24 protein-coding genes are annotated in these 21,855 nt (G+C 41.0%); 7 read left to right on the top strand and 17 right to left on the bottom strand.

Translation table 11 applies throughout. The features are described from left to right. Positions 1-138 precede the first annotated feature (138 nt). Complete coding sequence (locus QT711_RS16625; protein WP_317946123.1) at positions 139-1,359, top strand: ATP-grasp domain-containing protein; 1,221 nt, start codon at positions 139-141, stop codon at positions 1,357-1,359. A 36-nt stretch (positions 1,360-1,395) separates the two neighbouring features. On the opposite strand, the gene QT711_RS16630 is transcribed toward QT711_RS16625, so the two are convergent. The 5 genes from QT711_RS16630 to QT711_RS16650 all read right to left on the bottom strand — a co-directional run bounded on the left by QT711_RS16630 (position 1,396) and on the right by QT711_RS16650 (position 6,267). After that, positions 1,396-3,561, bottom strand: coding sequence for a YheC/YheD family protein (locus QT711_RS16630; protein ID WP_398296300.1), 2,166 nt, complete (start codon positions 3,559-3,561; stop codon positions 1,396-1,398). Positions 3,562-3,653: 92 nt separating this feature from the next. Continuing rightward, positions 3,654-4,037, bottom strand: a complete 384-nt coding sequence (locus tag QT711_RS16635; RefSeq protein WP_317946126.1) for a CotY/CotZ family spore coat protein — start codon at positions 4,035-4,037, stop codon at positions 3,654-3,656. Between the two features lie 58 nt (positions 4,038-4,095). Beyond that, positions 4,096-5,307 (bottom strand): ATP-grasp domain-containing protein, encoded by a 1,212-nt coding sequence (locus QT711_RS16640; RefSeq protein ID WP_317946127.1) that lies wholly within the window; start codon positions 5,305-5,307, stop codon positions 4,096-4,098. A 214-nt stretch (positions 5,308-5,521) separates the two neighbouring features. Then, a complete protein-coding gene (locus tag QT711_RS16645) occupies positions 5,522-5,842 on the bottom strand; it encodes a hypothetical protein (RefSeq protein ID WP_317946129.1) in 321 nt (106 codons plus the stop codon). Beyond that, positions 5,842-6,267 (bottom strand): acyl-CoA thioesterase, encoded by a 426-nt coding sequence (locus tag QT711_RS16650; protein WP_317946130.1) that lies wholly within the window; start codon positions 6,265-6,267, stop codon positions 5,842-5,844. The genes QT711_RS16645 and QT711_RS16650 overlap by 1 nt, the downstream gene beginning before the upstream one ends. Positions 6,268-6,583: 316 nt before the next feature. Here QT711_RS16650 and QT711_RS16655 point away from each other — a divergent pair, with 316 nt between their 5' ends. Together QT711_RS16655 and QT711_RS16660 are read left to right on the top strand one after the other, a co-directional pair. Then, positions 6,584-6,865 (top strand): hypothetical protein, encoded by a 282-nt coding sequence (locus tag QT711_RS16655; protein WP_317946131.1) that lies wholly within the window; start codon positions 6,584-6,586, stop codon positions 6,863-6,865. Positions 6,866-6,972: 107 nt separating this feature from the next. After that, entirely contained in the window at positions 6,973-7,128 is a 156-nt protein-coding gene (locus QT711_RS16660; protein ID WP_317946133.1) for a hypothetical protein, read from the top strand. A gap of 43 nt (positions 7,129-7,171) precedes the next feature. On the opposite strand, the gene thrS is transcribed toward QT711_RS16660, so the two are convergent. The 4 genes from thrS to QT711_RS16680 form a co-directional block, all read right to left on the bottom strand. After that, entirely contained in the window at positions 7,172-8,368 is a 1,197-nt protein-coding gene (thrS, locus tag QT711_RS16665; RefSeq protein WP_317946135.1) for a threonine--tRNA ligase, read from the bottom strand. Positions 8,369-9,307: 939 nt separating this feature from the next. Then, the gene (gene acnA, locus QT711_RS16670; protein ID WP_317946136.1) at positions 9,308-12,022 is read right to left on the bottom strand and encodes an aconitate hydratase AcnA; all 2,715 of its coding nucleotides are present in this window, start codon (positions 12,020-12,022) and stop codon (positions 9,308-9,310) included. 315 nt (positions 12,023-12,337) lie between these two features. Continuing rightward, positions 12,338-13,642, bottom strand: coding sequence for a D-arabinono-1,4-lactone oxidase (locus QT711_RS16675; RefSeq protein WP_317946138.1), 1,305 nt, complete (start codon positions 13,640-13,642; stop codon positions 12,338-12,340). Then, the gene (locus QT711_RS16680) at positions 13,639-14,811 is read right to left on the bottom strand and encodes a type III PLP-dependent enzyme domain-containing protein (protein ID WP_317946139.1); all 1,173 of its coding nucleotides are present in this window, start codon (positions 14,809-14,811) and stop codon (positions 13,639-13,641) included. Before QT711_RS16680 ends, QT711_RS16675 begins: the two co-directional genes overlap by 4 nt. A 156-nt stretch (positions 14,812-14,967) precedes the next feature. On the opposite strand from QT711_RS16680, the gene QT711_RS16685 reads away from it, so the two are divergent. Both QT711_RS16685 and QT711_RS16690 read left to right on the top strand, forming a co-directional pair. Next, positions 14,968-15,513 (top strand): cysteine hydrolase family protein, encoded by a 546-nt coding sequence (locus tag QT711_RS16685; RefSeq protein WP_317946141.1) that lies wholly within the window; start codon positions 14,968-14,970, stop codon positions 15,511-15,513. A 111-nt stretch (positions 15,514-15,624) separates the two neighbouring features. Then, the gene (locus tag QT711_RS16690; RefSeq protein WP_317946142.1) at positions 15,625-15,879 is read left to right on the top strand and encodes a GlsB/YeaQ/YmgE family stress response membrane protein; all 255 of its coding nucleotides are present in this window, start codon (positions 15,625-15,627) and stop codon (positions 15,877-15,879) included. Between the two features lie 52 nt (positions 15,880-15,931). On the opposite strand, the gene QT711_RS16695 is transcribed toward QT711_RS16690, so the two are convergent. From QT711_RS16695 to QT711_RS16715, 5 genes are all read right to left on the bottom strand, one after another. After that, positions 15,932-16,594, bottom strand: a complete 663-nt coding sequence (locus QT711_RS16695) for a lytic transglycosylase domain-containing protein (protein ID WP_317946143.1) — start codon at positions 16,592-16,594, stop codon at positions 15,932-15,934. A gap of 25 nt (positions 16,595-16,619) precedes the next feature. Next, on the bottom strand, positions 16,620-17,219 hold the full coding sequence (locus QT711_RS16700; RefSeq protein ID WP_317946145.1) for an SCO family protein: 600 nt from the start codon (positions 17,217-17,219) through the stop codon (positions 16,620-16,622). 108 nt (positions 17,220-17,327) lie between these two features. Continuing rightward, positions 17,328-17,456, bottom strand: a complete 129-nt coding sequence (locus QT711_RS16705) for a YvrJ family protein (RefSeq protein ID WP_317946147.1) — start codon at positions 17,454-17,456, stop codon at positions 17,328-17,330. 68 nt (positions 17,457-17,524) lie between these two features. Next, entirely contained in the window at positions 17,525-17,737 is a 213-nt protein-coding gene (locus QT711_RS16710; protein ID WP_317946148.1) for a DUF2922 domain-containing protein, read from the bottom strand. Between the two features lie 20 nt (positions 17,738-17,757). After that, positions 17,758-17,976 (bottom strand): DUF1659 domain-containing protein, encoded by a 219-nt coding sequence (locus QT711_RS16715; RefSeq protein ID WP_317946150.1) that lies wholly within the window; start codon positions 17,974-17,976, stop codon positions 17,758-17,760. 134 nt (positions 17,977-18,110) lie between these two features. Between QT711_RS16715 and QT711_RS16720 the strand changes: the two genes are divergently transcribed. After that, positions 18,111-18,521, top strand: a complete 411-nt coding sequence (locus QT711_RS16720) for a DUF2621 domain-containing protein (RefSeq protein ID WP_317946162.1) — start codon at positions 18,111-18,113, stop codon at positions 18,519-18,521. Between the two features lie 396 nt (positions 18,522-18,917). Then, positions 18,918-19,286, top strand: a complete 369-nt coding sequence (locus QT711_RS16725) for a DUF4181 domain-containing protein (RefSeq protein WP_317946152.1) — start codon at positions 18,918-18,920, stop codon at positions 19,284-19,286. A gap of 533 nt (positions 19,287-19,819) precedes the next feature. On the opposite strand, the gene QT711_RS16730 is transcribed toward QT711_RS16725, so the two are convergent. The 3 genes from QT711_RS16730 to QT711_RS16740 form a co-directional block, all read right to left on the bottom strand. Continuing rightward, positions 19,820-20,332 (bottom strand): CcdC family protein, encoded by a 513-nt coding sequence (locus tag QT711_RS16730; RefSeq protein WP_317946154.1) that lies wholly within the window; start codon positions 20,330-20,332, stop codon positions 19,820-19,822. Continuing rightward, a complete protein-coding gene (locus QT711_RS16735; protein ID WP_317946156.1) occupies positions 20,325-20,654 on the bottom strand; it encodes a thioredoxin family protein in 330 nt (109 codons plus the stop codon). Before QT711_RS16735 ends, QT711_RS16730 begins: the two co-directional genes overlap by 8 nt. Before the next feature lie 64 nt (positions 20,655-20,718). After that, positions 20,719-21,429, bottom strand: coding sequence for a cytochrome c biogenesis CcdA family protein (locus QT711_RS16740; protein ID WP_317946157.1), 711 nt, complete (start codon positions 21,427-21,429; stop codon positions 20,719-20,721). Between the last annotated feature and the right edge of the window lie 426 nt (positions 21,430-21,855).

Below are 21,855 nucleotides of genomic sequence, written 5' to 3' on the forward strand. Positions count from 1 at the left end.
TCGCAGTCATGTAGCTTGTACGAAACACCCGAGCAATTTTTTTCATTCAGTCAGCCGCCTATAGGGTGTATAACCATACAGATTGAAATTCTCCTCATAACCTATATAGACTGTCTTATATATGAAGGGGTTGACATTTTGAAAACGATCATTTTTATCGGCTCAAATAAATCCGGGTCGAGTAGAGAAGCGATCAGAGCGGCGGTAAAACTCGGCTATTTTACGGTCTTATTTACACATAAAGAGAGACAACTTGAACAACGGCATGAGTATGTTGACGTACATGAAATGATTTTCATCGATACAACTGACCTACCAGCGATGAAAAAGGAGATTGTCTCACTTCAGAAAAAAGGAAATGACATCAAGACAATCGTTAGTTTCATCGATTCACATGTGTCTATCGCATTAAAACTATGCGAAGTGTTCTGTCCGAACGGCTTATCTTCCTCTACTGCCGAAGTAATGGAGAACAAAGCAAGCACCCGTTCATTGTTAGACGGGCTACCTTTTTCACCGAAATTCGTAACGATAACGCCGAATGAGCAAGTAGACTTACAGACGATTAAAACCTTTAAAGGCTTCCCGCTCATCGTAAAATCATCATCATCGACCGGTTCAAAAGATGTGCTTCGAGCTGAAAACTTGGACCAATTACGTTCCCATGTACGTAAATTACAAGAAAAGAACGAAGACGAAGCGGTCATGATCGAAGAATTCATTGAAGGGCAACAATATTTAGTAGAAGCGATCGTTCATCGGAAACAAATACACATCGCCGGTGTCATCGAGCAGGAAATCACATTCGGTAAACGATTCATTATTACAGGATATGGGGTTCTAGCAACCATTCCTAGACACTTAACAGAAGGTATTGAGAAAGTATTACAATCGATTGTTGAAAAATTTGCGATTGAAAATGCAGCACTTCACGTAGAGATGCGTTTCGTGAACAATGAATGGCGGTTAATTGAAATTAATCCCCGCATTTCCGGAGGTGCTATGAACAACATGCTGCAAGCCGCATTTGGTTTTAATCTCGCTGAAGAAACACTAAAACTATACTTAGGCGAACGTCCTCAACTTGAGCACCAACATAAGCACTTCATTTTCACGCAATACGTCATCGTTCAAGAGAAAGGAATCTTAGAAAAAGTGACCGGAAAAAACCGCGCGAGAAAGATGGACGGTGTCGTTGAAGTGTATGTGAAACCTAAAAAAGGCTCGCTACTCGTACCTCCCCTATCAATGGGACATCGGTACGCGTATGTCATTGCGAAAGGACGAACAATGTCAAGTGCCAAAGTGATTGCGAAGAAAGCTGCGAAAGAAATACAATTTCATTTACAGGATCATTAAAAGAGAGGACTCCAGTGGATTGGGAGTCCTCTCTTGTTATCGAAATGTCCGATCGATGAATTGTACCGTTTCAAACATGTTTGTTTTACTTGCCCCTTTAATAAGAATCGTATCCTCTTTTTGGAGCAAATCTTTCAGTAACGCATGGAGTTTTTCGCGGTCTGTAAAATGGTGAACGTTACTTGCTTTCATTCCTTTAGCAATCGCATGCGCCCCGATTTCTTCTGTTCTGAAACCGTAAGTGATCAAGATGTCAATTCCTTGCTGTTGAACATACTCCCCAACTTTTTGGTATTCCGCCTCACGCAAGTTGCCGAGTTCGCGCATTTGACCGATTATGGCGATTTTACGTTTTTTTGCGATGTTTGTCAGAACGTCTATCGCAGCACGGACCCCTTCAGGATGGGAATGGACTGTATCGTCGATTAGTTTAATTTGGTCTTTGCAGTCGTAAATTGTTAACCGTCTCGGCGGCTTCTTGAAAATGAGTCCTGTTTTGATTTCCATTGGTGTGAAGCCTAACTGATCAGCAATCGCAATGGCCGACAGAGCATTATAGATGTGATGTTCACCAAAGATCGGTATGAACAACTCAATTTCTTCGTTGTGAAGCTTCATTTTGAAGTTCATGCCGTTTTCTGCATATTGAACGTCATATGCACGATAATGGGCATGGCGATGAATTCCTACTGTAACAATCTTCCCTTTAAAATTGTCCGTTTCGAGGTATTTTGAATTGTCGTTATCCCGATTAACACAAAGAATTCCAGTTTGGTCCATCCCGTGAATTAGTTCAGACTTTGCTTTCGCAACGCCGCGAGGGTCCCCGTTGAAGTTACCGACATGCGCCAAGCCAATGTTCGTAACAATACTCATATTTGGTTTAATGATGTTGCAATGTTCTGTAATGACTCCTGGATAAGCCATCCCATATTCAAGGACGACTGCCTGGTGGGAAGCATTAATTTCTGCGGCATGCTTTTTTGTATGTTCCGTTGTATTCCAATAATCTTTTGATTCGAAAACGTTCCACTTCTTTGACAAGATTGAGGCGAGAAACGCTTTCGTTGTCGTTTTCCCAGCACTTCCTGTAATCCCGATGATTGGAATTTGGTCCTGTTGTTTTGCACGGCTTCGTTTAACTGCTCGAATTTTTTTCTTGATGACTTCTTGGTTGTTTGCAAGATACATTGCATATTGAATGGTGTTTTTCACGACATCCATTTCCAAGTAAAACGTTGGAGGACAGCCGGGACGCCAATTCACTTCGTAAATCCAGATTTTTTGGTTATCGTCCATCCCAATATCGACACCGATTTCATCGATGACTTCACCAAACTTCTCCATTTGCAACTCATCAAGATGTTTTGCCAAGGCTAAGGAAAAGTATTCTAGTTTTTTTCGAATATTATAGGCGTCTTGCTTGAATTCCTGTTCCAAAAAGGGATCTAAATAATTTGTGTAGCCGCCACTATTAATGTTCGCGATAATGGAGCCTTTCGGCGCAACACGAGGGTAAATTGTCGTTATGACCCATTCCCCATTTCCATCTTTTTGTACGTGTAGACGGAAATCAAACACTTGGCCACTTTTTGTAACAGATTGAATGTAAGGTTGAACGATAAATGTTTCCTTTTCCAGTTGATTGGCGATGAATTCTTCGATTTGTGCGGTAGAAAATGTACGATAGAAACCGTGTCCTCTTACGACAAACTGTTCTTCATCTTTCACGATAAAATAAATCCCTTGCCCTTTTCGACCATCGATTGGTTTGAAAACAACTTTCTCAAACGCACTCATATAATGAAGGAAATGATCGGCATGTTTCACAACTTCTGTTGGGATTAAATAGCTTGCAAAGTCTTTTGCTTCTTTTAGTCGCCTACTCACGCTCCACTTATTTCCAATCGAATGCGTTGTGAACGGAATGTCATTTTTCAATTTCTTCATAATGTTCTTCGATTTTGCCAATTTCTCTGGACTGCCCGCATTATAAATGACATCCGGAAACGGCATGATTTTCGTCGTCCACTTCCCATTTTCATATACTTGTCCTTTAATGGTACGATTCACAAAATTGACTTCTCCCGGTGAAAAATAATAAAATTGTGCACCCTCTGCCGCCGCGATTGCCGCAAATGCATAAGCTTTCACGACGGTTGTCGGATCTTTCCGATGGTGCAACATCCCAATAATCGTCATTCGCAAACTCCCTTTCTCGTTGACAGCTCCTTCTAGTACATGCAAGTGTTTGCGTTTATGACAAGGACACGCGCATAGAGCATGAAACTTTCCTATACTTTCACTTCCATGAAAGGAGGCGTTCTGTCAACAAGTTGAGGCGCTAATGATTCAATGGCAACGAAGCAACAGAGGTTGACGTGGATACACACATCAGTCTTTTGCAACGTATACAAATCACTTACACAATTCGTATACCGACCAGCAAGGTTAGAAGGTTTCAGCAATCGAAGTTTTGCGCAACAGGTTGAAGGTATCAGGCTTTCTATTCTGAAAAAAGGTGTCAGTCCTCTATTGTACATCGCTTGGAAGTGGCTAAATTTGTCAGTATTGACTAACAGGAATGGAATTGTATCCATCTTTCTTGGCAGCTGCAAGTACCGGCAATCTTTCCCGAAGTTCTCCAACAACTTTTGTTCATTCAGCAATTTTTCCATCTCTTTGCAAATACAGCAAGTATCCAACGTATATCCCTCCGCTTCTATGTATGGATGTTCATTCAATCGGTTCCAAATAAAACGTCAGTAAGTTTGCCGCATGTTCCGCACGATTTTTCGCTTCTTCTTGGGAATTCCCTTTCGCCATAACATACCCATAGCGACACCCCATCGACAACGCAGGCATCACCAGGGATCCAATCGCTGCAGATACGTTCAACTCAATCATTCCTGGTGTCATTTTCGCATGTTCTGCACCTTCTATTTGTAATAAATAGCCTGCCTTTGCAAGCGTTATATAGGATGTATAAACGGGTTGCATTTTCTTTTTGTGATAATCTGGTTCTTTACCAATAAACAACTTGATCGTTTCCTCCACAATCGAAATACCAAACGCTTCTTCCACCATGCGGTTCATTGCCCCACCCGATATTCTCGGATTTATTTCAATGAGTTTCCACCCCCGATCTGTATAGCGCATTTCTAAGTGGCAAGTGCCGTGATACAAACCGATATCTCGAATGATTTCATCGACCGCAGAAGTTAATTCTTTCTCCATTTTCGGTTCGATCGTCATACAAACGTCATATCCGGTCACGACAAACGTTACGTCATGTGTAATTTCCTGTTGAATGATCGCAATAACGTTCGGAATTCCTTCGTATACAGCCAACTCGATAATGTATTGAATCCCTTCGACATAATCTTCAAGGAGCCATTGTTCATAGCCATTGGTCATCGTAATTTTTTCGATTATTGCTTCCAATTGCTCCGCTGTTTCAATTTTATAGAGATCTTTTGAACCGTTTGATGTAGCTTTCTTTAATATTTGTGGGAATTTTCTATCGGTCGTAGAAAATGAAGGTTGGATTGCGGAAGGAATAAAAGCTTCATAGGAAATAGACGTAGAATTTGTTCTTAATACGTTACGTGTTTCACATTTATTTTCTAGGACCTTCAACGCCTCTACGGAAATAGCGGATTGGCAATATTCATTAGAAAGTGTAGCCGCCATTGAGACATACGGGTCTACAAAGCTCATAATTGCACGAATCATATAGCCTTTTTGCCGAAGTTCTTGAATCGTCTCCCGAATCACGCGCTCATTTATATGATCTAAACAATAGATTTGAGTACTTGCATCAAACTGACATAAAAACCGCTTTTTACATGTTAGGAGGATGGGTGTAAAGCCTAACCGAGTAGCTGCCGCTAATGCTTCACGGCTTGAACCCGACCGCGCGGATTCGATAAATAAAATCGATTCCATCCAGGACAACACCTTTCAGTTGGACATTCGCCTTTATGTAATCGTATGCGGCGCACCTTTTGAGCAATTAGGCGAATCACTCGGTTAGCATTGCGAACAACAGAAAAAAGCACAAAGGTTGCCCCCTTGTACTTTGGTCTCCATGGTGTAGTTGTTATATGTAGCAAAAGAAATTTGAATGAACACTACTTTATTCATTCAATGAATCCATCTGTCAAGTCGTCTCTCGTGTTTCAAGCAAACTGAAACGGTTAATTTGTTCCATAAGCCCTTCGTCCATCAATACTTGAAGTTCTACTTTGCCAAACAAATCATAATGAGGAAAGCCGGGTTTATAGTCAATCCATTCAGGTTTCAATCCGTACGTCTTACCCCAATCCTTTAGTCTTTCCACATTCGCACAACCTGCTTTCGTGACGGTTTTGCAACCTGGAAAACGATCATCTAGCCAGTAATGCGTTAGAAAAGCCATCTCGCCAGAACGAACCGCCAATTTCCATTGTTTCAATTCATCTCGATCGATGCCGAACGCCATCAGTCTGCTGCCCGTTGGATTTCCGTATATTTCGCATCCCATTTTGGATCGATTTTCCGTAACGATACTGGTCTAAAACTGTCCTTTTTCACTAAAATATGTTCAGAAGTGGCGGTTGCTGCAACCGTTCCATCTTCATGAAGAATTTCGTAGCCGTATACTGAACGTAGTTTACCATGCGATTCAACCCACGTCCGAACGGTCGCTTTCTGTCCGTATCTCATAGCTGCCTTATATTGAATCGACAAGTCGATAACAGGGGAAAGATAGCCCTCCGACTCAAGACCTGCGTATGTAAAACCTAAATCCTGTATAAGGCTCGTTCGACCAATTTCCATCCAGACTAAGTAGTTGGCATGATAGACGACGCCCATTTGGTCCGTCTCCGCATACCGGATTTCTATTTCTTTTTCACTGACAAACATTGTCTTCACCTCTCTGACTATTATACAAAAGAGATGGGTGAATTGCTGTTTGTGCAACTTAGTGTTTTTTTATAATGTCTAAGGCAACGTATCATCTTTCACTTGTAGTATATATCCTTCAATTTTTAAAAATATTTTACTCATACTAAATTAAACGATAAAGAGGTGTTGTATGAATCGAGTGTTAGTATGTTGCGTAGCAGCCTGTTTGATAGTGCTGATGATAAAACCAGAGAAATCTATGGCCATTGAAAAAGTTGTTGGGAAATTACCGTAAGTAAATATCTATTTATATGCGACTAAAAGAGAAGGCAATTTGGAAAATTTCCGTTTAGGGGCGAATGGAAGTATTCAACACTTCCCGTTTTGGATTAATGTATCGAATGAGTCGTATTGGCCGCAACTGATTTATCGTGATATTAATCAAGATGGAGAAAAAGAATTAATTATCATTCTAACAAAAGGGTACGGTACCGGCATTATCCTTCAAGATGTTCATGTATTACATAATACTGAAACAAATTTTGGAGATGTTTATAGGGAAATGATTGTTGATAATCTATTAGCGATTCTTCTTAAGAACGTGAAAACAAAATAACCAAATCGGAAGCTACCATTACGATTGATAATGAAAAGACGGACCAAAAGATACACAATTTAGGGATTGAACCAAAGAATCTATTTTCCGAGATTGTTACTGAAAACTTGATACGATTTGAAGTGATCGATAATCAATTAACGGCCATCATCGGTGCACAAATCTCACCTGTTGGTGGATATATAGGGAGTTTTCATATTACGTATCAATTTGAAAATGGAATGTACGAAGGAACTAAAATTGAATTCGTACATTCCGACTAACACGAGGTAAATAAGGAAAGAGTGCACAAACGACAATCTTTTCTTATTCTACTTTTAATAAATCCAAGATATCATCAATGGCTAACTGTCCAAGGTCCCCTTCTTTCCGCTTCCGGACAGAAACCTTTTGATTTTCAACTTCCTGATCACCAACAATCATCATAAAAGGTACCTTCTGCTTCTCCGATTCCCTAATTTTCAACCCCATCTTTTCAGCCCGGTTATCCACGTTAACACGGAATCCCTTTGATGCAAGCTCCTTTTTCAATTCATCAGCATAAGCAACATGCTTATCTGCAATTGGAATGATTCTTACTTGCTCTGGTGCGAGCCATAATGGGAACTCTCCTGCGTAGTGCTCAACCAAAATTGCAAGGAATCTTTCGACTGAACCGAAAATGGCACGATGAATGATGATCGGGTATTCAAGTTCATTCTTTTCATTAATGTACCGGCAATTGAACTTCTCGGGCATTTGGAAGTCAAGTTGTACTGTTCCGCATTGCCAGCTCCGCCCTAAAGAATCCAGTATGTGAAAATCTATCTTAGGACCATAGAACGCTCCATCTCCTTCGTTAATACGATAGGCCATTCCCCGCTGTTTCAACACCTCTCCCAATGACTGTTCAGCTTCATCCCATAAATCGATGGAGCCCATATAATTTTCGGGCCTTGTCGATAATTCGACTTCATAACTGAAACCGAATTCCGAATAAATCTCGTCAATCAAGTCCAATACCCGATCCACTTCCCTTTCAATTTGATCTTTTCGAACGAATAGATGCGCATCGTCTTGTGTAAATGCGCGTACTCGCAATAGTCCATTCAAGGATCCCGATAATTCATGGCGGTGGACCAATCCTAATTCCGCGTATCGAATTGGGAGTTCTCGATAACTTCTACGTTTATGATTATATATAAGCATCGCCCCCGGACAATTCATCGGTTTCAATGCATACTGCTGTTCATCCACATCCGAAAAATACATGTTCTCATGGTAATGATCCCAATGGCCGGATTGCTCCCAAAGCCCCTGCTTCATCATAATTGGCGTTTTAATTTCCTCATAGCCTGCCTCCTGATGCTTCCGTTTCCAAAATTGCTCCAACTCATTCCGTAACACCATCCCTTTTGGTAAATAAAACGGCATACCCGGCGCTTCTTCTGACGCCATAAACAATTCAAGCTCCTGGCCCAATTTACGATGATTCCTTTTTTCGATATCCATTTCTACTGACATTATAATTCCTCCCATTTATTAGTTGTATATAAATAAAAAAAAAGACCGCATTCCTCCCTCGTAAAGGGACGAATGCGGTCGTGGTGCCACCCAAATTTCGCTGTGCTAAAAAGGCACAGCGCTCAAATGATAACGGTCTCCCGATCATAGTTTCCTGCATAAACAGTCCCCTACGATAGCTTAAAGGTGGTAAATCACTTGTTCCGCTACAGGACTTCCAGCCAAGGTCCCGTTCTCTGGTAAGCTTCCAAAATGATTCATGTCCTTCTTAACGCTTGTTATAAAAAGCGAAGGTCGCTCGCTATAACTGCTCGTAACGCTGCGCTTTTGCTGCGACAGGCATAAGACGGACATGCGAAACGGCGCTTTTTGCCGTGCAGCAGTGCTGGCTTATGACCCTAGAAGTTAGCGCCGTAGCTGGATTAAATAAAAAAGACCGCATTCTCCCCAATAAAGGGACGAATGCGGTCGTGGTGCCACCCAAATTTCGCCATGCTTAAAAAGCGCAGCGCTCAATCGATAACGGTCTCCCGATCGTAGTTTCCTGCCCTACGCAGTCCTCTACGATAGCTTAAAGGTGGTAAATTACTTCTTTCGCTACAGGACTTCCAGCCAAGGTCCTGTTCTCTGGTAAAGCTTCCGAAATGATTCATGTCCTTCTCATAGCTTGTTTATAGAAACTTCATTGTATTGTATTATATGCGGCTATATTGACTATGTCAATCCAAAATCTACATCCACCTAATTTTTTAACCGTATTTTGTCTATTTTCATCAATTGAGTGTTAAAAAAAGTAAAGAAAAGCATGAGTAATTACGAGCAGGAAGTAGTGAGCGGATGCCATGACCGTGTCCGCCTGGAACGGAAAGCAATTGTACATTATTTTAAATTTAGATTTAAAAAGGCGCCCGATTTTATCGGACGCCTTTGATATGCTTATTAGTTATTCTTCATTTTATCACGAAGAACCATTTGAAGGATTCCGCCGTGACGGTAGTAGTCTACTTCTACGTCGGAGTCGAAACGTGCTAATACGTCGAACTCTTTAACAGAGCCGTCTTTTGCAGTTGCCGTCACTTTTAGAATGTCACGTGGTTTTACGCCTTCTGCAATGTTTACGCTAATTTCTTCCTCACCTGTTAGGCCAAGTGATTCAGCGCTATCGCCATTCATGAACTGAAGTGGAAGAACGCCCATCATGACTAGGTTCGAACGGTGGATACGCTCGTAGCTTTCAGCGATGACTGTTTTGATGCCGAGTAAGGAAGTACCTTTTGCAGCCCAGTCACGTGAAGAGCCCATTCCGTAATCTTTACCAGTAATGATTGCAAGGCCTGTGCCGTCTTCTTGATACTTCATCGCTGCATCATAAATTGGCATAATTTCTTTTGTTGGCCAGTACGTAGTGAATCCACCTTCTGTACCTTTTGCAATTTGGTTACGGATACGGATGTTTGCGAATGTACCGCGCATCATGACTTCGTGGTTACCACGACGGGAACCGTATGAGTTGAAGTAACGAGGCTCTACGCCGCGCTCACGCAAGTATTTTCCAGCTGGTGTATCTTTACCGATCGCACCTGCAGGAGAGATATGATCCGTTGTAATGGAATCACCGAATTTACCGATGACGCGAAGTCCTGATAGCGCTTGGATATCCGCAGGCTCTTTAGAGAGTCCTTCAAAAAACGGTGGGTTTTGGATATATGTTGAGTTTTCATCGAAATCGTACAAGGAATCGTCAGTCGTTTCGATTGCGTTCCATGCTTCGTTTTCAGTGAAAACACGCGCATATTCTTTACGGAAGAGTTCAGGTGTAACAGTCGCTTTAACGACTTCCTGTACTTCTTCAGTGGATGGCCAAATGTCTTTGAAGTACACATCTGTACCGTCTTTTGCTTTGCCGATTGGATCCTTCTCAAAATCGATATCGACTGTACCTGCAAGTGCATAGGCAACAACGAGTGGCGGTGATGCCAAGTAGTTTGCTTTCACAAGTGGGTGGATACGGCCTTCAAAGTTACGGTTACCAGAAAGGACCGAAGACACGAGAAGGTCGTTATCGATAATCGTTTTCTCGATTTCAGGGAGCAATGGCCCGGAGTTACCGATACATGTCGTACAGCCATAACCGACTGTATTGAAGCCGATTTGATCCAAGTATTCATTCAGACCGGAGTCTTGTAAATAACCTGTAACGACTTTTGAACCTGGTGCGAGTGAAGTTTTCACGTATGCAGGAGGTGTAAGTCCTTTTTCAACAGCTTTTTTCGCAACAAGTCCAGCACCTAACATAACGTAAGGGTTGGATGTATTTGTACAAGACGTAATCGCAGCAATTGCAAGGTCACCTGTCTTCATACCAACCGTACGTCCATCTTCAAACTTGACAGTTGCTTTCTTGTCAAATTCTTTTGGCGTTAGGCCGAATCCTTGGTTGCCTTCAGGTGCTACAACGGAGTCTTTGAAAGAACGTTGTAAATCAGAAAGTGGAATCATATCTTGTGGACGTTTTGGACCTGCAAGATTTGCTTCAATTTTCGTAAGGTCGATTTCGAGAACTTCCGTATACGTCGGATCTTCATTGTCGACTGTGAAGAACATATCGTTTTCTTCAAGGTATTTCTTGACGACTTGAATGTGCTCCTCGTCACGTCCTGTTAAACGCATGTAGTCAAGTGACTCTTCGTCTACCGGGAAGAAACCGCAAGTTGCGCCGTATTCAGGTGCCATATTGGCAATCGTTGCACGGTCTGCAAGTGGCAATTTAGATACACCTGGTCCAAAGAACTCAACAAATTTACCAACAACACCATGCGCACGTAATGTTTGCGTTACTTTCAACGCAAGGTCAGTAGCAGTTGTTCCGTTTGGAAGTTCCCCTACTAGTTTTACACCGATAACTTCTGGAATTGGGAAGTATGAAGGTTGACCAAGCATTCCTGCTTCTGCTTCAATACCACCAACACCCCATCCAAGGACACCGATCCCATTGATCATTGTCGTGTGGGAGTCAGTTCCAACGAGTGTATCTGGGTATGTTTCAAATGTACCATCTTCATTTTCAATCGCATGAACGACACTTGCAAGGTATTCCAAGTTTACTTGGTGAACGATACCTGTTGCAGGTGGTACTGCACGGTAGTTGTCATACGCTTTTTGTGCCCAGCTTAAGAATTGGTAACGTTCAGCATTCCGTTCAAACTCAAGTTCCATGTTCAGACGCAATGCATCATCGGAACCGTAACGGTCAACTTGTACGGAGTGGTCGATGACGAGGTCAACCGGGATTTCCGGGTTGATTTTGTCAGGGTTTCCACCCATTTTTGCCATTGCAGAACGAAGCGCTGCAAGGTCAACGACTACAGGTACACCTGTGAAGTCTTGTAGGATGACGCGTGATGGTTTGAATGGCACTTCTGCATCCTTATCCGCATCTTTGCCCCATTTTGCCAGGTTTTCAACATGATCATCTTTGATGACATAGCCGTCATATTGGCGTAAGACGGATTCAAGTAACACTTTTACTGAGTAAGGCAGTTTGGAAACATTCGCAATGCCTGCATCTTCAAGCGCTTTAATATGGTAATAGTTATACGTCTTACCATTGAGCTCAAACGATTTGCGGCTGTTATGCAAATTACTTTTAGCCATGTGTGTATTCCTCCCTTTATCTACTGAAAAGGCTGTAAATAAGCATCTTTTCTCTATTACATCATAATACAGCTACGTTCATAAGTAAAATACTTAAAAATTATAGTCTTTCATAAGAAAAAGTAATGACTTAGAAAATAGTTGTCGACAATGTAAGCTAGCTAGCGACAGCGGTCAATGAGTAGGCATTTTTCTCATTAAAGACGTTAACAATTCCGTAACCAGCCTTTTTCCCGTCATCCATCTTATAACCTATTTCTTCTATCTAAAACATCAATTTAGCTGATAATTTGCCGATTTTCTGGATTTTTTTGTTTACAAAAGGCCTTTCATATAGTCTGTAAGAAATATGCCTTGTGGATCACACTGTCTTCTTACGGCATGAAAGTGTTCAAGATGCGGATAAAGCTTTTTTGTATCGTTCGAAGTTAACGTGTTTAATTTCCCAAAATGGGGACGGCCACGGTACTTTTTCATAAGCGTGTCCACCCATTTAAAATACGGACCGTTGTCCATCCCTTTGTACATATGGAAGGCAAGATAAGCGACATCCACACCTTGCGTAGGGCTTAGAAAAGCGTCTTCCCCTGCGCTCACCCGACACTCGATTGGAAAATGCACATAAAACGGATGCGCTTTTAGGAAGTCATGCATTTCTTCCATGCACGCTTCAAAGTCAACAAGCGGAATCGCGTATTCGCATTCTGTGAATTTTACAAGTCTGTTTGACGGAAACATTTCGTAGTAATAGCCGTCTTTACTACCCGTCGGAATGGTCGCGGCGGCAAATTTTGTCACCTTTCTTGAAAGGCGTGGCTTCACACGGACCATTTCAGACATCAGTTTAAAACCGACCGTTTCAATGACACCATCTTTAATGAATTCAAGAGATTTAGATCGGAAGTTTTGCTTGGCCAATGGAATCATGTTCATTGACTTCACTTGTACGGTTTCAACTCCTGGAAAGTAAAACCATTCGATATGCCGATGAGCTTCAAGTGCGTTTGTCCACGCAGCCTTTGCCTGTGTAAAAGACTTTTTTTCTGTTGTGACGGCTAGGCTGTAAAGCGGAACCGTTCGTATTGTTACTTTGACGAGGACACCTAATAGCCCAAGTGAGATGCTTAACGCTTTCGATAAATCGTCATCCTCTCGACGGTGATGTCGAATTTGACCGTTTCCGTCCACCCAAGTCCAAGCGACGACTTGATTGGAGAGGGATGCTAAGTATTTACCAGTTCCGTGTGTGCCTGTACTAATTGCTCCCCCAATCGTCTGTTCTTGTATGTCCCCCATATTTTCAAAAGCCATATTGGCGGATGCTAACAGTGGTGCCGCTTCATATAAATATGTACCCGCCCAAAACGTCGCTTCCATCAAGGAACGATCGACTGCAATGAGTCCTCTCATTTCTTCCAAAGAGAGTGCTTCTTCGTCAGGTTTGGCAACCGCACTAAATGAATGGCTGGCTCCTACGACCTTTAACGTTTTTCCGCGAATTCTGCAACTGTCAATGATTTGTTGCACTTCTTCAATTGTTTGTGGGTAATGAAAGCTTTCAGGTTGTGCAGAAAGATTTTCAGCCCAATTTTGCCAATACTCCCGTTTGCCACGCATCATATGAAGCATCTCCCCTCACCTCTGTACGTTTTAAATGTTTTTACATATCGATCACCTCGTCGCGCATGAATTTCAGTGAAATGTTCACATAGTTCCCCTGCTTTTGCATGACGGAAAAATACCGTGTCGCCAATTTTCAACGTGCGGTCTTTATCATATAAAGGCGTTTGGACTTCCCCTGCTCCTTCATGTTTCAATAAAGTGAGGTTGGGCGGCCATAACGGAACTGGATTTTTATCCACACCGGTCGCGCCTGATGCTACATAGCCCCCGCCATGACAAACGACAATTTGCTCGCTCGGTTTCCGCGTCACACGCAATGCGTACGTCATCGCCGGTTCATAGGGTGTGTGGTCATATCTCGAAAATAATGCAGGATAAAAAAATGCGGAACCGATCGTTAATTCAGTCACTTCTTCTGCTTGACTAGTAAACTCGATACTTCCTGTGCCGCCTCCATTGACAAATTGGATGGAAGGACAAGACTTCGTCATTTCACGAACGACTTCTTGCCGGAATTGAGCCAATTTCTTTTTGGAGTGTTGCTTCAACATGCGGATGACAGGGGTCTGCCACTTTGAAGACGACTGATCTGTAACACCTGCAATTTGCGCTTCATAGCCCATAATGCCAACGATGTCTGTCCATTCGTATTCCTGCTGTTTCGTACATAAACGCATGACATTTTCTAGCGTGTGTAAAGAAGAACGTCTTGTTCCAAAATACATCCACTTGTATTCAGTAGACAGGTTGATGTCTAAGCAAATGTCCAAACGGACTTCGAATGCTTCTCCGATTTTATTCAAGTACGCAAGTTGTTCTTCACAATCAACCATAAAAACGACTTTTGAGCCATTTGCTATATAAGGAACTAACGAAGCAATTGCAGCTTTTTCAATTTGGGGATAGCCTATTAAAAAATTATCAAATCCTTTTTCAAGTAAAAACTGCGTCTCTTCACAATCAAATGTCATCCACCCCACATGATTGGTTAGTTTTTGCGCGATATAGTGAAGCAACTCCACAGAACGAACAGATTTTGTTGCGATCCGGACTTGCTTCGTTTTTGAAAGCCTGTTGACCATGCCAATATTCCAATCCATCGCTTCCATGTCAAGACTTGCAAATGGTCGTTTCAATGATGCATATGCTTTTAAAGCGTCGTGCACTTCTTCATCCCCTTATGAATCTATCTATAGTTTAAGTATATTCTGAACACATTTCACGTGCAATCGTTTGAACTTTTCTGAATGATGGATTACTGATATAGTTGTCTTTGTATGGCATGATAGGTATTGAAAGAATAAAAGGGAGTGTGGGAACTGTTGAAAAAAGCGTTGTTAGTGATTGATTATACGTATGATTTTGTTGCTGAAGATGGCGCATTAACTTGCGGACAACCTGGGATTGACCTGGAAGATTACATTACGAATCTAACGAAGGACTTTTTACATGACGGTAATTTAGTCATTATGCCAAATGACATTCATGAAGAGAATGATCCTTTTCATCCTGAGTCAAAATTATTTCCTCCCCATAACATTAAAGGGACCACTGGACGGAATCTATACGGAAAGCTTCATACATTGTATGAAGAACGAAAAGAAGAAATACTGTGGATGGACAAGACACGATATAGTGCATTTGCAGGTACACCTCTCGAAATTCAACTACGCGCACGTGGCATAAATGAATTGCACCTTGTGGGTGTTTGTACAGACATTTGCATTTTGCATACGGCTATTGATGCGTACAACAAAGGATTCAAACTCGTCATTCATGAAAAAGGTGTTGCGAGCTTTGATCCAGCTGGACATGACTGGGCGTTGCGTCATTTCGAACATACATTAGGAGCAGCGATCGTTCGATGAAAAACATCCCCTTTAGTAATTTTTTTTGCTGAAAATGTTTGAGGTATCAAATAATCGGATATTCAAATACTACGTAAGCAATTATCAATTACTAAAAGGAGATGAAGGAAAATGAGCTTTATTTGGTTCTTAATTATTGGAGGCGTTATCGGTTGGCTTGCAGGACTTATTTTAGGAAAAGATATCCCTGGTGGCATTATCGGTAATATCATTGCTGGTATCGTAGGTGCTTGGATTGGTGGCATGTTGCTCGGTTCATGGGGTCCTAAAGTATCGGACTTTTACATCTTACCAGCATTGTTAGGTGCGATTATTCTCGTGTTCGTTGTAAGCCTCATTATGAAGTCTATGCGTAAAGCGACATGAGGAGAATGAAAAAAAAAGAGAGCACTAAGAGTTTTCTCTTAGTTGCTCTCTTTTATTCGTTTGCAAGCCGTTGACTTTCGAATTCGTTAAAAAACCAAAGAACATCTTCTACATATTTATCACTATGATTGTAATGAAAAATCGCTTTTTCGATATCTCCATCAGCTGCACCACTTTTGGATAAATAATTGGCTGCACTGAAAATCGCATCTTCAATATCGTAAGGATCTGCAATTCCATCCCCATTCGCATCGACGCCGTAGCCACCATGCTGTTTAATGATCGCTGGATCGGTTTTATCTTTTTCCGGGATGTCACCTTTACCTAATCCACTGCAACCCGGATACGACCAACCGACAAATGTACAGGGCATGAACTGCATATGCCCTTCTGCACCAGCTGGCGATAGTAAAGGATCCATCGTGGAAAAACGTGTTTCGATCCGATGATGTGCAGCAAGCAATGTCCATGGAATGTTATATTTTTCTGCAGCATCCTTGTAAATCGAGATATACTCTTCTGGGATTGTTGTGGCCGTGTGCCGATCTTGATATTCCAGCAATGTACTTGCAGATTTCTTTATCAGTTCAGGGTGTTGTATGCTAGTCCAAATGATGGCGGATAGCGTGAAGGTGGTCACAGCTATCGGCACTAACAAAATGATCATGAACAGTTTTGTTTTGTTCGAAATCTTCTTTTGTTTACGTTTCTTCACTGCACCACCCTTTTCTATCCCCTACTCATGACTCGGAGTCTTGTTTAATTAACGCCTTCATATCTTTAATGATTTGTTCATATGGAACTTCTGTTGCCCCGTTATATGTTTTCACCGCAACGCCATCTTTATTCACTAAACTAAATGCCGTTCCGTGCACGACTTGATCTTCACCTGGTGCTTTATTAACAAACGTTTTAAAGGAACCAATCGCAAAGTTTTCAATTGTTTTTTGGCTATATCCTGTCAACATTTCCCACTTACTTTGGTCAACTGGATCGAATGAGTCCAAATACGTTTGCAATGCTTCGGGTGTGTCTGTTTGAGGATCGATACTAAAAGAAACGAGCTTATAATCTTCTACTCCTTCATCTTGGAGTTGTTGCTGAAGATCAGTCATATTAGCCATCATCGGTAAACAGACGGTTTCACAATTCGTAAAAACAAATTGCGCAAGCCAAACGGTTCCTTTCAAGCTATCCAACGAAACTTTTTCATTGTGCTGATTCGTAAATTCAAACGACTCAATTTTATATTTGTGGTCTGCTTTAAACCCACCGAATGAACATGCACTCAATAGAAGTATAATGGACATCATTGCTGAAAACACTATTTTTTTTCGCATATACAAATTCCTCCACATCACTGTTTACTTTATCATAGAGGATAGGCAATTTACAAACAACCGCACTACCCTCTCCTTCTTGACGATTCATTGTCAGATCCGTGAAGTTTACTTCACTTTTAGTGAAACGAGCGCATTGTGGATTGCTTCGAGTTTTGTCTCAAGTCGGTGCAATAGATAAAAGGATACAAAAATCGGAAACCCGATTTGCTGTATGAAATTTAGCCATTGTTCCATCTTTCACTACCTCCTCTTCGAATGATAAAAGCTCCCCAGTACGGAACTGGAGAGCCAATCGATAACGCTTATACTAATTCGGTGACATTTCGCTCAATAATGCGCGCACTTTTGACCGCCGCAAATGGAGATCCATCGACTTCAAATGCACCTGCACTGATGATTTGCTCCATTGCCAATTCCACCTCAGTCGCTGTCAAACCTTCTTTCGGTTCGTCCACCGTCAGGGATGCTTGCTTACCCGCTGCTGTTGTGAAGTTTAGTTGTAATGTCTTTGCCATTGTTCATTCCTCCTTTTCCATTAGTTCATAATGTCTGCTGTTTCAACTTTCTCTGCACCAATAAATGGATAGGCAGAGAGTTGAGCCAATTGCGATAGCGCGTTGTACAGGCTATCTGCTGTTACGTCTTCGACGATGTGTCGATAGGACTTCGATTTACGGATCATCTTACCGTCTTCCGTCTGACCTCCGTCAAAGTACACTTTACCAACTGCGTGTCTAAATTCGAGTGTCGCCATTTGTCATCCCCTCCTTTCACACACTATATAGCTTCGAAATACAGAAAAGGATACATTGTTCGTGTAATTTCTTTTAAATGCTCTTATAATGGGTAGTAGAATGGAAGAGGTGAAGACAGTTGCAAGATTGGTTTATGTGGTTCATCTTGTTTTGGTGCATTGTACTCGTAGGGTTATTCGGCATTGGCGGCTTTTTCATGTTCCGTAAGTTCCTAAAAGTGTTTCCGAAAGCAGATGGCAAATCTACACTTGATTGGGAAGAACATTATGTCAATGAGTCCCTTCATCTTTGGAATGATGAAGCGAAAAGTATGTTGAACGAATTAGTTAGTCCCGTACCGGAATTGTTCCGTGACGTGGCTAAACAGAAAATTGCTGCCAAAATCGGCCAAATTGCTTTAGAAGATCGAGCAAACACAATTGGCTTTGATCATATTATCCGCGGCTACATCGTCGCCACACCAAAACGCGATCATAAATTTTTACGCAGGAAGTTGGATTCGATGGAAGTCGACCTGACGCCCTATGAGCATTTATTTAATTAAACGAAAAAAGAGGTCCTCTTGTAGAATAAACAGGTTCGGTACACGGGGAAAAACATTAAATGACCTAACATTTTGGGACACTATTCGCATATGAATGAGTGTCCCTGTTTTTTTGTACTAGCAATGTATGGGCTGTTTCCATGAGAGAATTCGCACTAAAACTAGAAGTGAATTAGCAATAGCACGTACATTTATGCGTCATAGCTAATTGCCTTGTTAAAACACTTGTTAAATTGCTGGATAAAATGGTTAATGTAAAAATACCTTATTTGGCACGAGTGAATATTTTGAAAATGATTAGAGGTTACGTGTTAAAATAGATGAATCAACAAACGGCACAGGTTGAGGAACAAAGATAAGTAAGGGGTGTTACTACTAGTGGAGGGGGGAGTGTAGATGTTTAAGTTCTATATTTTTATTGCTTTGATAGTGATTTTCAATTCCATGTTAACAAAATTCATAAGACAGAAATATAACATTATTGACCCGCGAAGAATTAGATATGTGAACGATACACACAAATGGGTAGAAATATCATTGGTTGTTTTAGGCGTCATTGTCTTTGTTCTTTTCTTGTTCAATCTGAATTTGGTATGGCTCACTTTGTTCATTGCTATTTCTATTTTTGGAAAAATAATCCGAGCCATTTTTGAATATAAATACGAACGAGAAGAACAAGAATTTATTATTACTCTTGTGGATTTAGGGATTTGGTGCGTATTCTCTGGTACATTACTGGTTTATTATATTAATACGATCAACTAACTGTCCTGATTGAGGAGTGAGAAAAACTATAACAAGAAAATATGGCAAATAAAAACGCACAATGTTTTACGTCTGTGCGTTTTTACTTGCTTTTTCTACTGATAATTGTTGTTTAAATCATATGCTAATTAGGTTACTAATTCAGTTGCGTTTACGCGTTTTCTCCCCATCAACCGCACCCGTTATTGTATAACGGAGGCCTCTTTTTTATGCTTTCACTTATACGAACGATATAAGTAGATAAAAAACTTAACTTATTGGATCATGGGGAAATTCATTTTTATTAAGTCTAACATGCGCTTAAAGTGATACTGTTGGTACATGGAGGTCTTCTAATTACCCGAAAGTGCTCAAAAATGGTGATGACGGGCAATTAGAAGCGTTCTCATTATACTTGACCCCTACAAAACGGTGTTCTGAGTCAAATAAGAAGTACAATAGCTCTTACTTCTCTTACGACACTTAACCACAAGTATTTAACCTCATTTTCCGCTCATTCAAAATATTGATTACGAAAATATGTTACATGTCCTTCAATTCATTGTGGATGTTTTCGTATACTTCACTAACATCCCGATTCGCCAAGGCAGAATCATGGCAAAAGCTAAAATCCAAAACATTCCTGCCAGCTCACCGACATCAATGGAACTGCTTAACACGAACTTAGCAATAAGCCGGATGATGAATAACGTCAAAAGAATCATGAGGAACACTTTCGACTTCTTGACATAGAGGTTACCGTCTCGTTCTTCAAAATTTGTTGTTTTGATTAATATTGATGAAAAAACGAGTCCGACAAGAGAAGCCTCGATGACTTGTGCAAGCGGTACTCTGAATTCCTCAAATAAAAACATGAATGCACCGGTTGACATGAATAGTGGTGGTAAAATGATCCGTTTAGCATTAATCGGTCTTTCTGCCGCCTTTGCACGTACGAAAAACGCAAGTGTTCCCATAAAAAGAAAGACAAATGTTGAGCCGACAATTAAGTAAACGGAAGGAATTTCATTAAAAACATAGTCGACGAACTGTTCCAGTTTAAACATCGTTCCGCTCCCACTCCGCAAGCTCATTCATACGATGCTTCAGCTCTTCCATTTGAACAAACCGCGCGAACCGAGCTGTTTCTTTTCCTTCATGGAATAAAAGAACGACAGGTGCTGTGAATAATGACAATTGCCCGGCCATTTCAGGAACAACTGCCACATTTACTTTGTAAAAAGGAAACGAATAATTGTCTTGCAGTGCTGCTACTTGGGGATATAACCCTTCACATACAGAACAATGATCTGTCTTCACAAACAATAATAGCTGTTTTTCAGTTGCTGATACTTCCAACCATTGGCCAAAACTTCCGATTTCGTTCATCGGCTTTTCCTCCACTTCTATGAGACATGCCGTTAAGCTACATGCTTAACGGCATTAAACGTTATTAAAACCCTTGGAAATCACCAAAAATTGGACTGAGTAAACTTGTAATGAATGTGATGCCGTCAAAGAACAGCAATAGACCGAACGCAATCATCACATATCCACCAATTTTCATGATCATAAGATTGTTTCTTCTGATCCAGCCCAGTCGTGTAATAAAAAATGACAAGACGAAGAATGGAATGGCAAAACCTAATACATACATCATCATATACAACATACTGGAACTTGGGTTAGCAGCTGCTAGGCCGATGATTGCACCAATGATCGGTCCCATGCACGGTTGCCAACCTGCTGAAAATGCAAGCCCGATTAAAGCTGTTCCTAAATAACCCGCCGGTCTGTTTTTAAACTGAAGTTTATGTTCTTTCATTAAGAACTTCGGTGTAAACAACCCGATAACCATTAAGCCGAATAGGACGATGAAAATTGCACCAATTTGTCTTAACAAATCTTTATACTGGATAAAGAAACTTCCTACAAAAGACGTACTGAAGCCCAAAAAGACGAATACGACTGAAAATCCGAGTAAAAAGAATACAGTGTGAAGCATCCCGTTACGACTCATGCGTTTGGAATCCGACTTCAAGTCTTCAATGGACATTCCGGTAATGTAAGATATGAACGCCGGGTATAATGGCAGGACACATGGCGATATGAAACTGAGAAAGCCCGCTCCAAAAGCGAGGAAAATATTTAAATCTGTACCCATCATTCTCTCCCCTTTACGTAATCTTTCCTCATCGTATCAAATTCAACTGGAAAATACGCGATATTTGACTGTGAACAGTTTATGAACAAATCATTCCCTTCACATTTCATCTTCCAAAAATATTGCATTTAGCCTATTTGTTTATTTTGTGGATTGCACCATGATGTTACATATTTCGCTGTAATCGTAGGAGTTACTTTTTATTATTGATATCTAAATTTATTTAGTCCGTTAATACATAGTGATTTTGAATTATTGACGGTAACGTTGAAGTTGACGTTATATGAGTAATACTTATAAAACTGAATCGATTTCATAATTCCTCTTTTTAAAAATACAAACAAGGGCAGAATTTATAGATTGTATTTCAAAAAACAAGAATCATGCGGCTTGAATGTGGTTCAATCGTGCTCCAATCCTATCGGC

This window comes from Sporosarcina saromensis (assembly GCF_033253735.1).
GTDB lineage: Bacteria > Bacillota > Bacilli > Bacillales_A > Planococcaceae > Sporosarcina > Sporosarcina saromensis.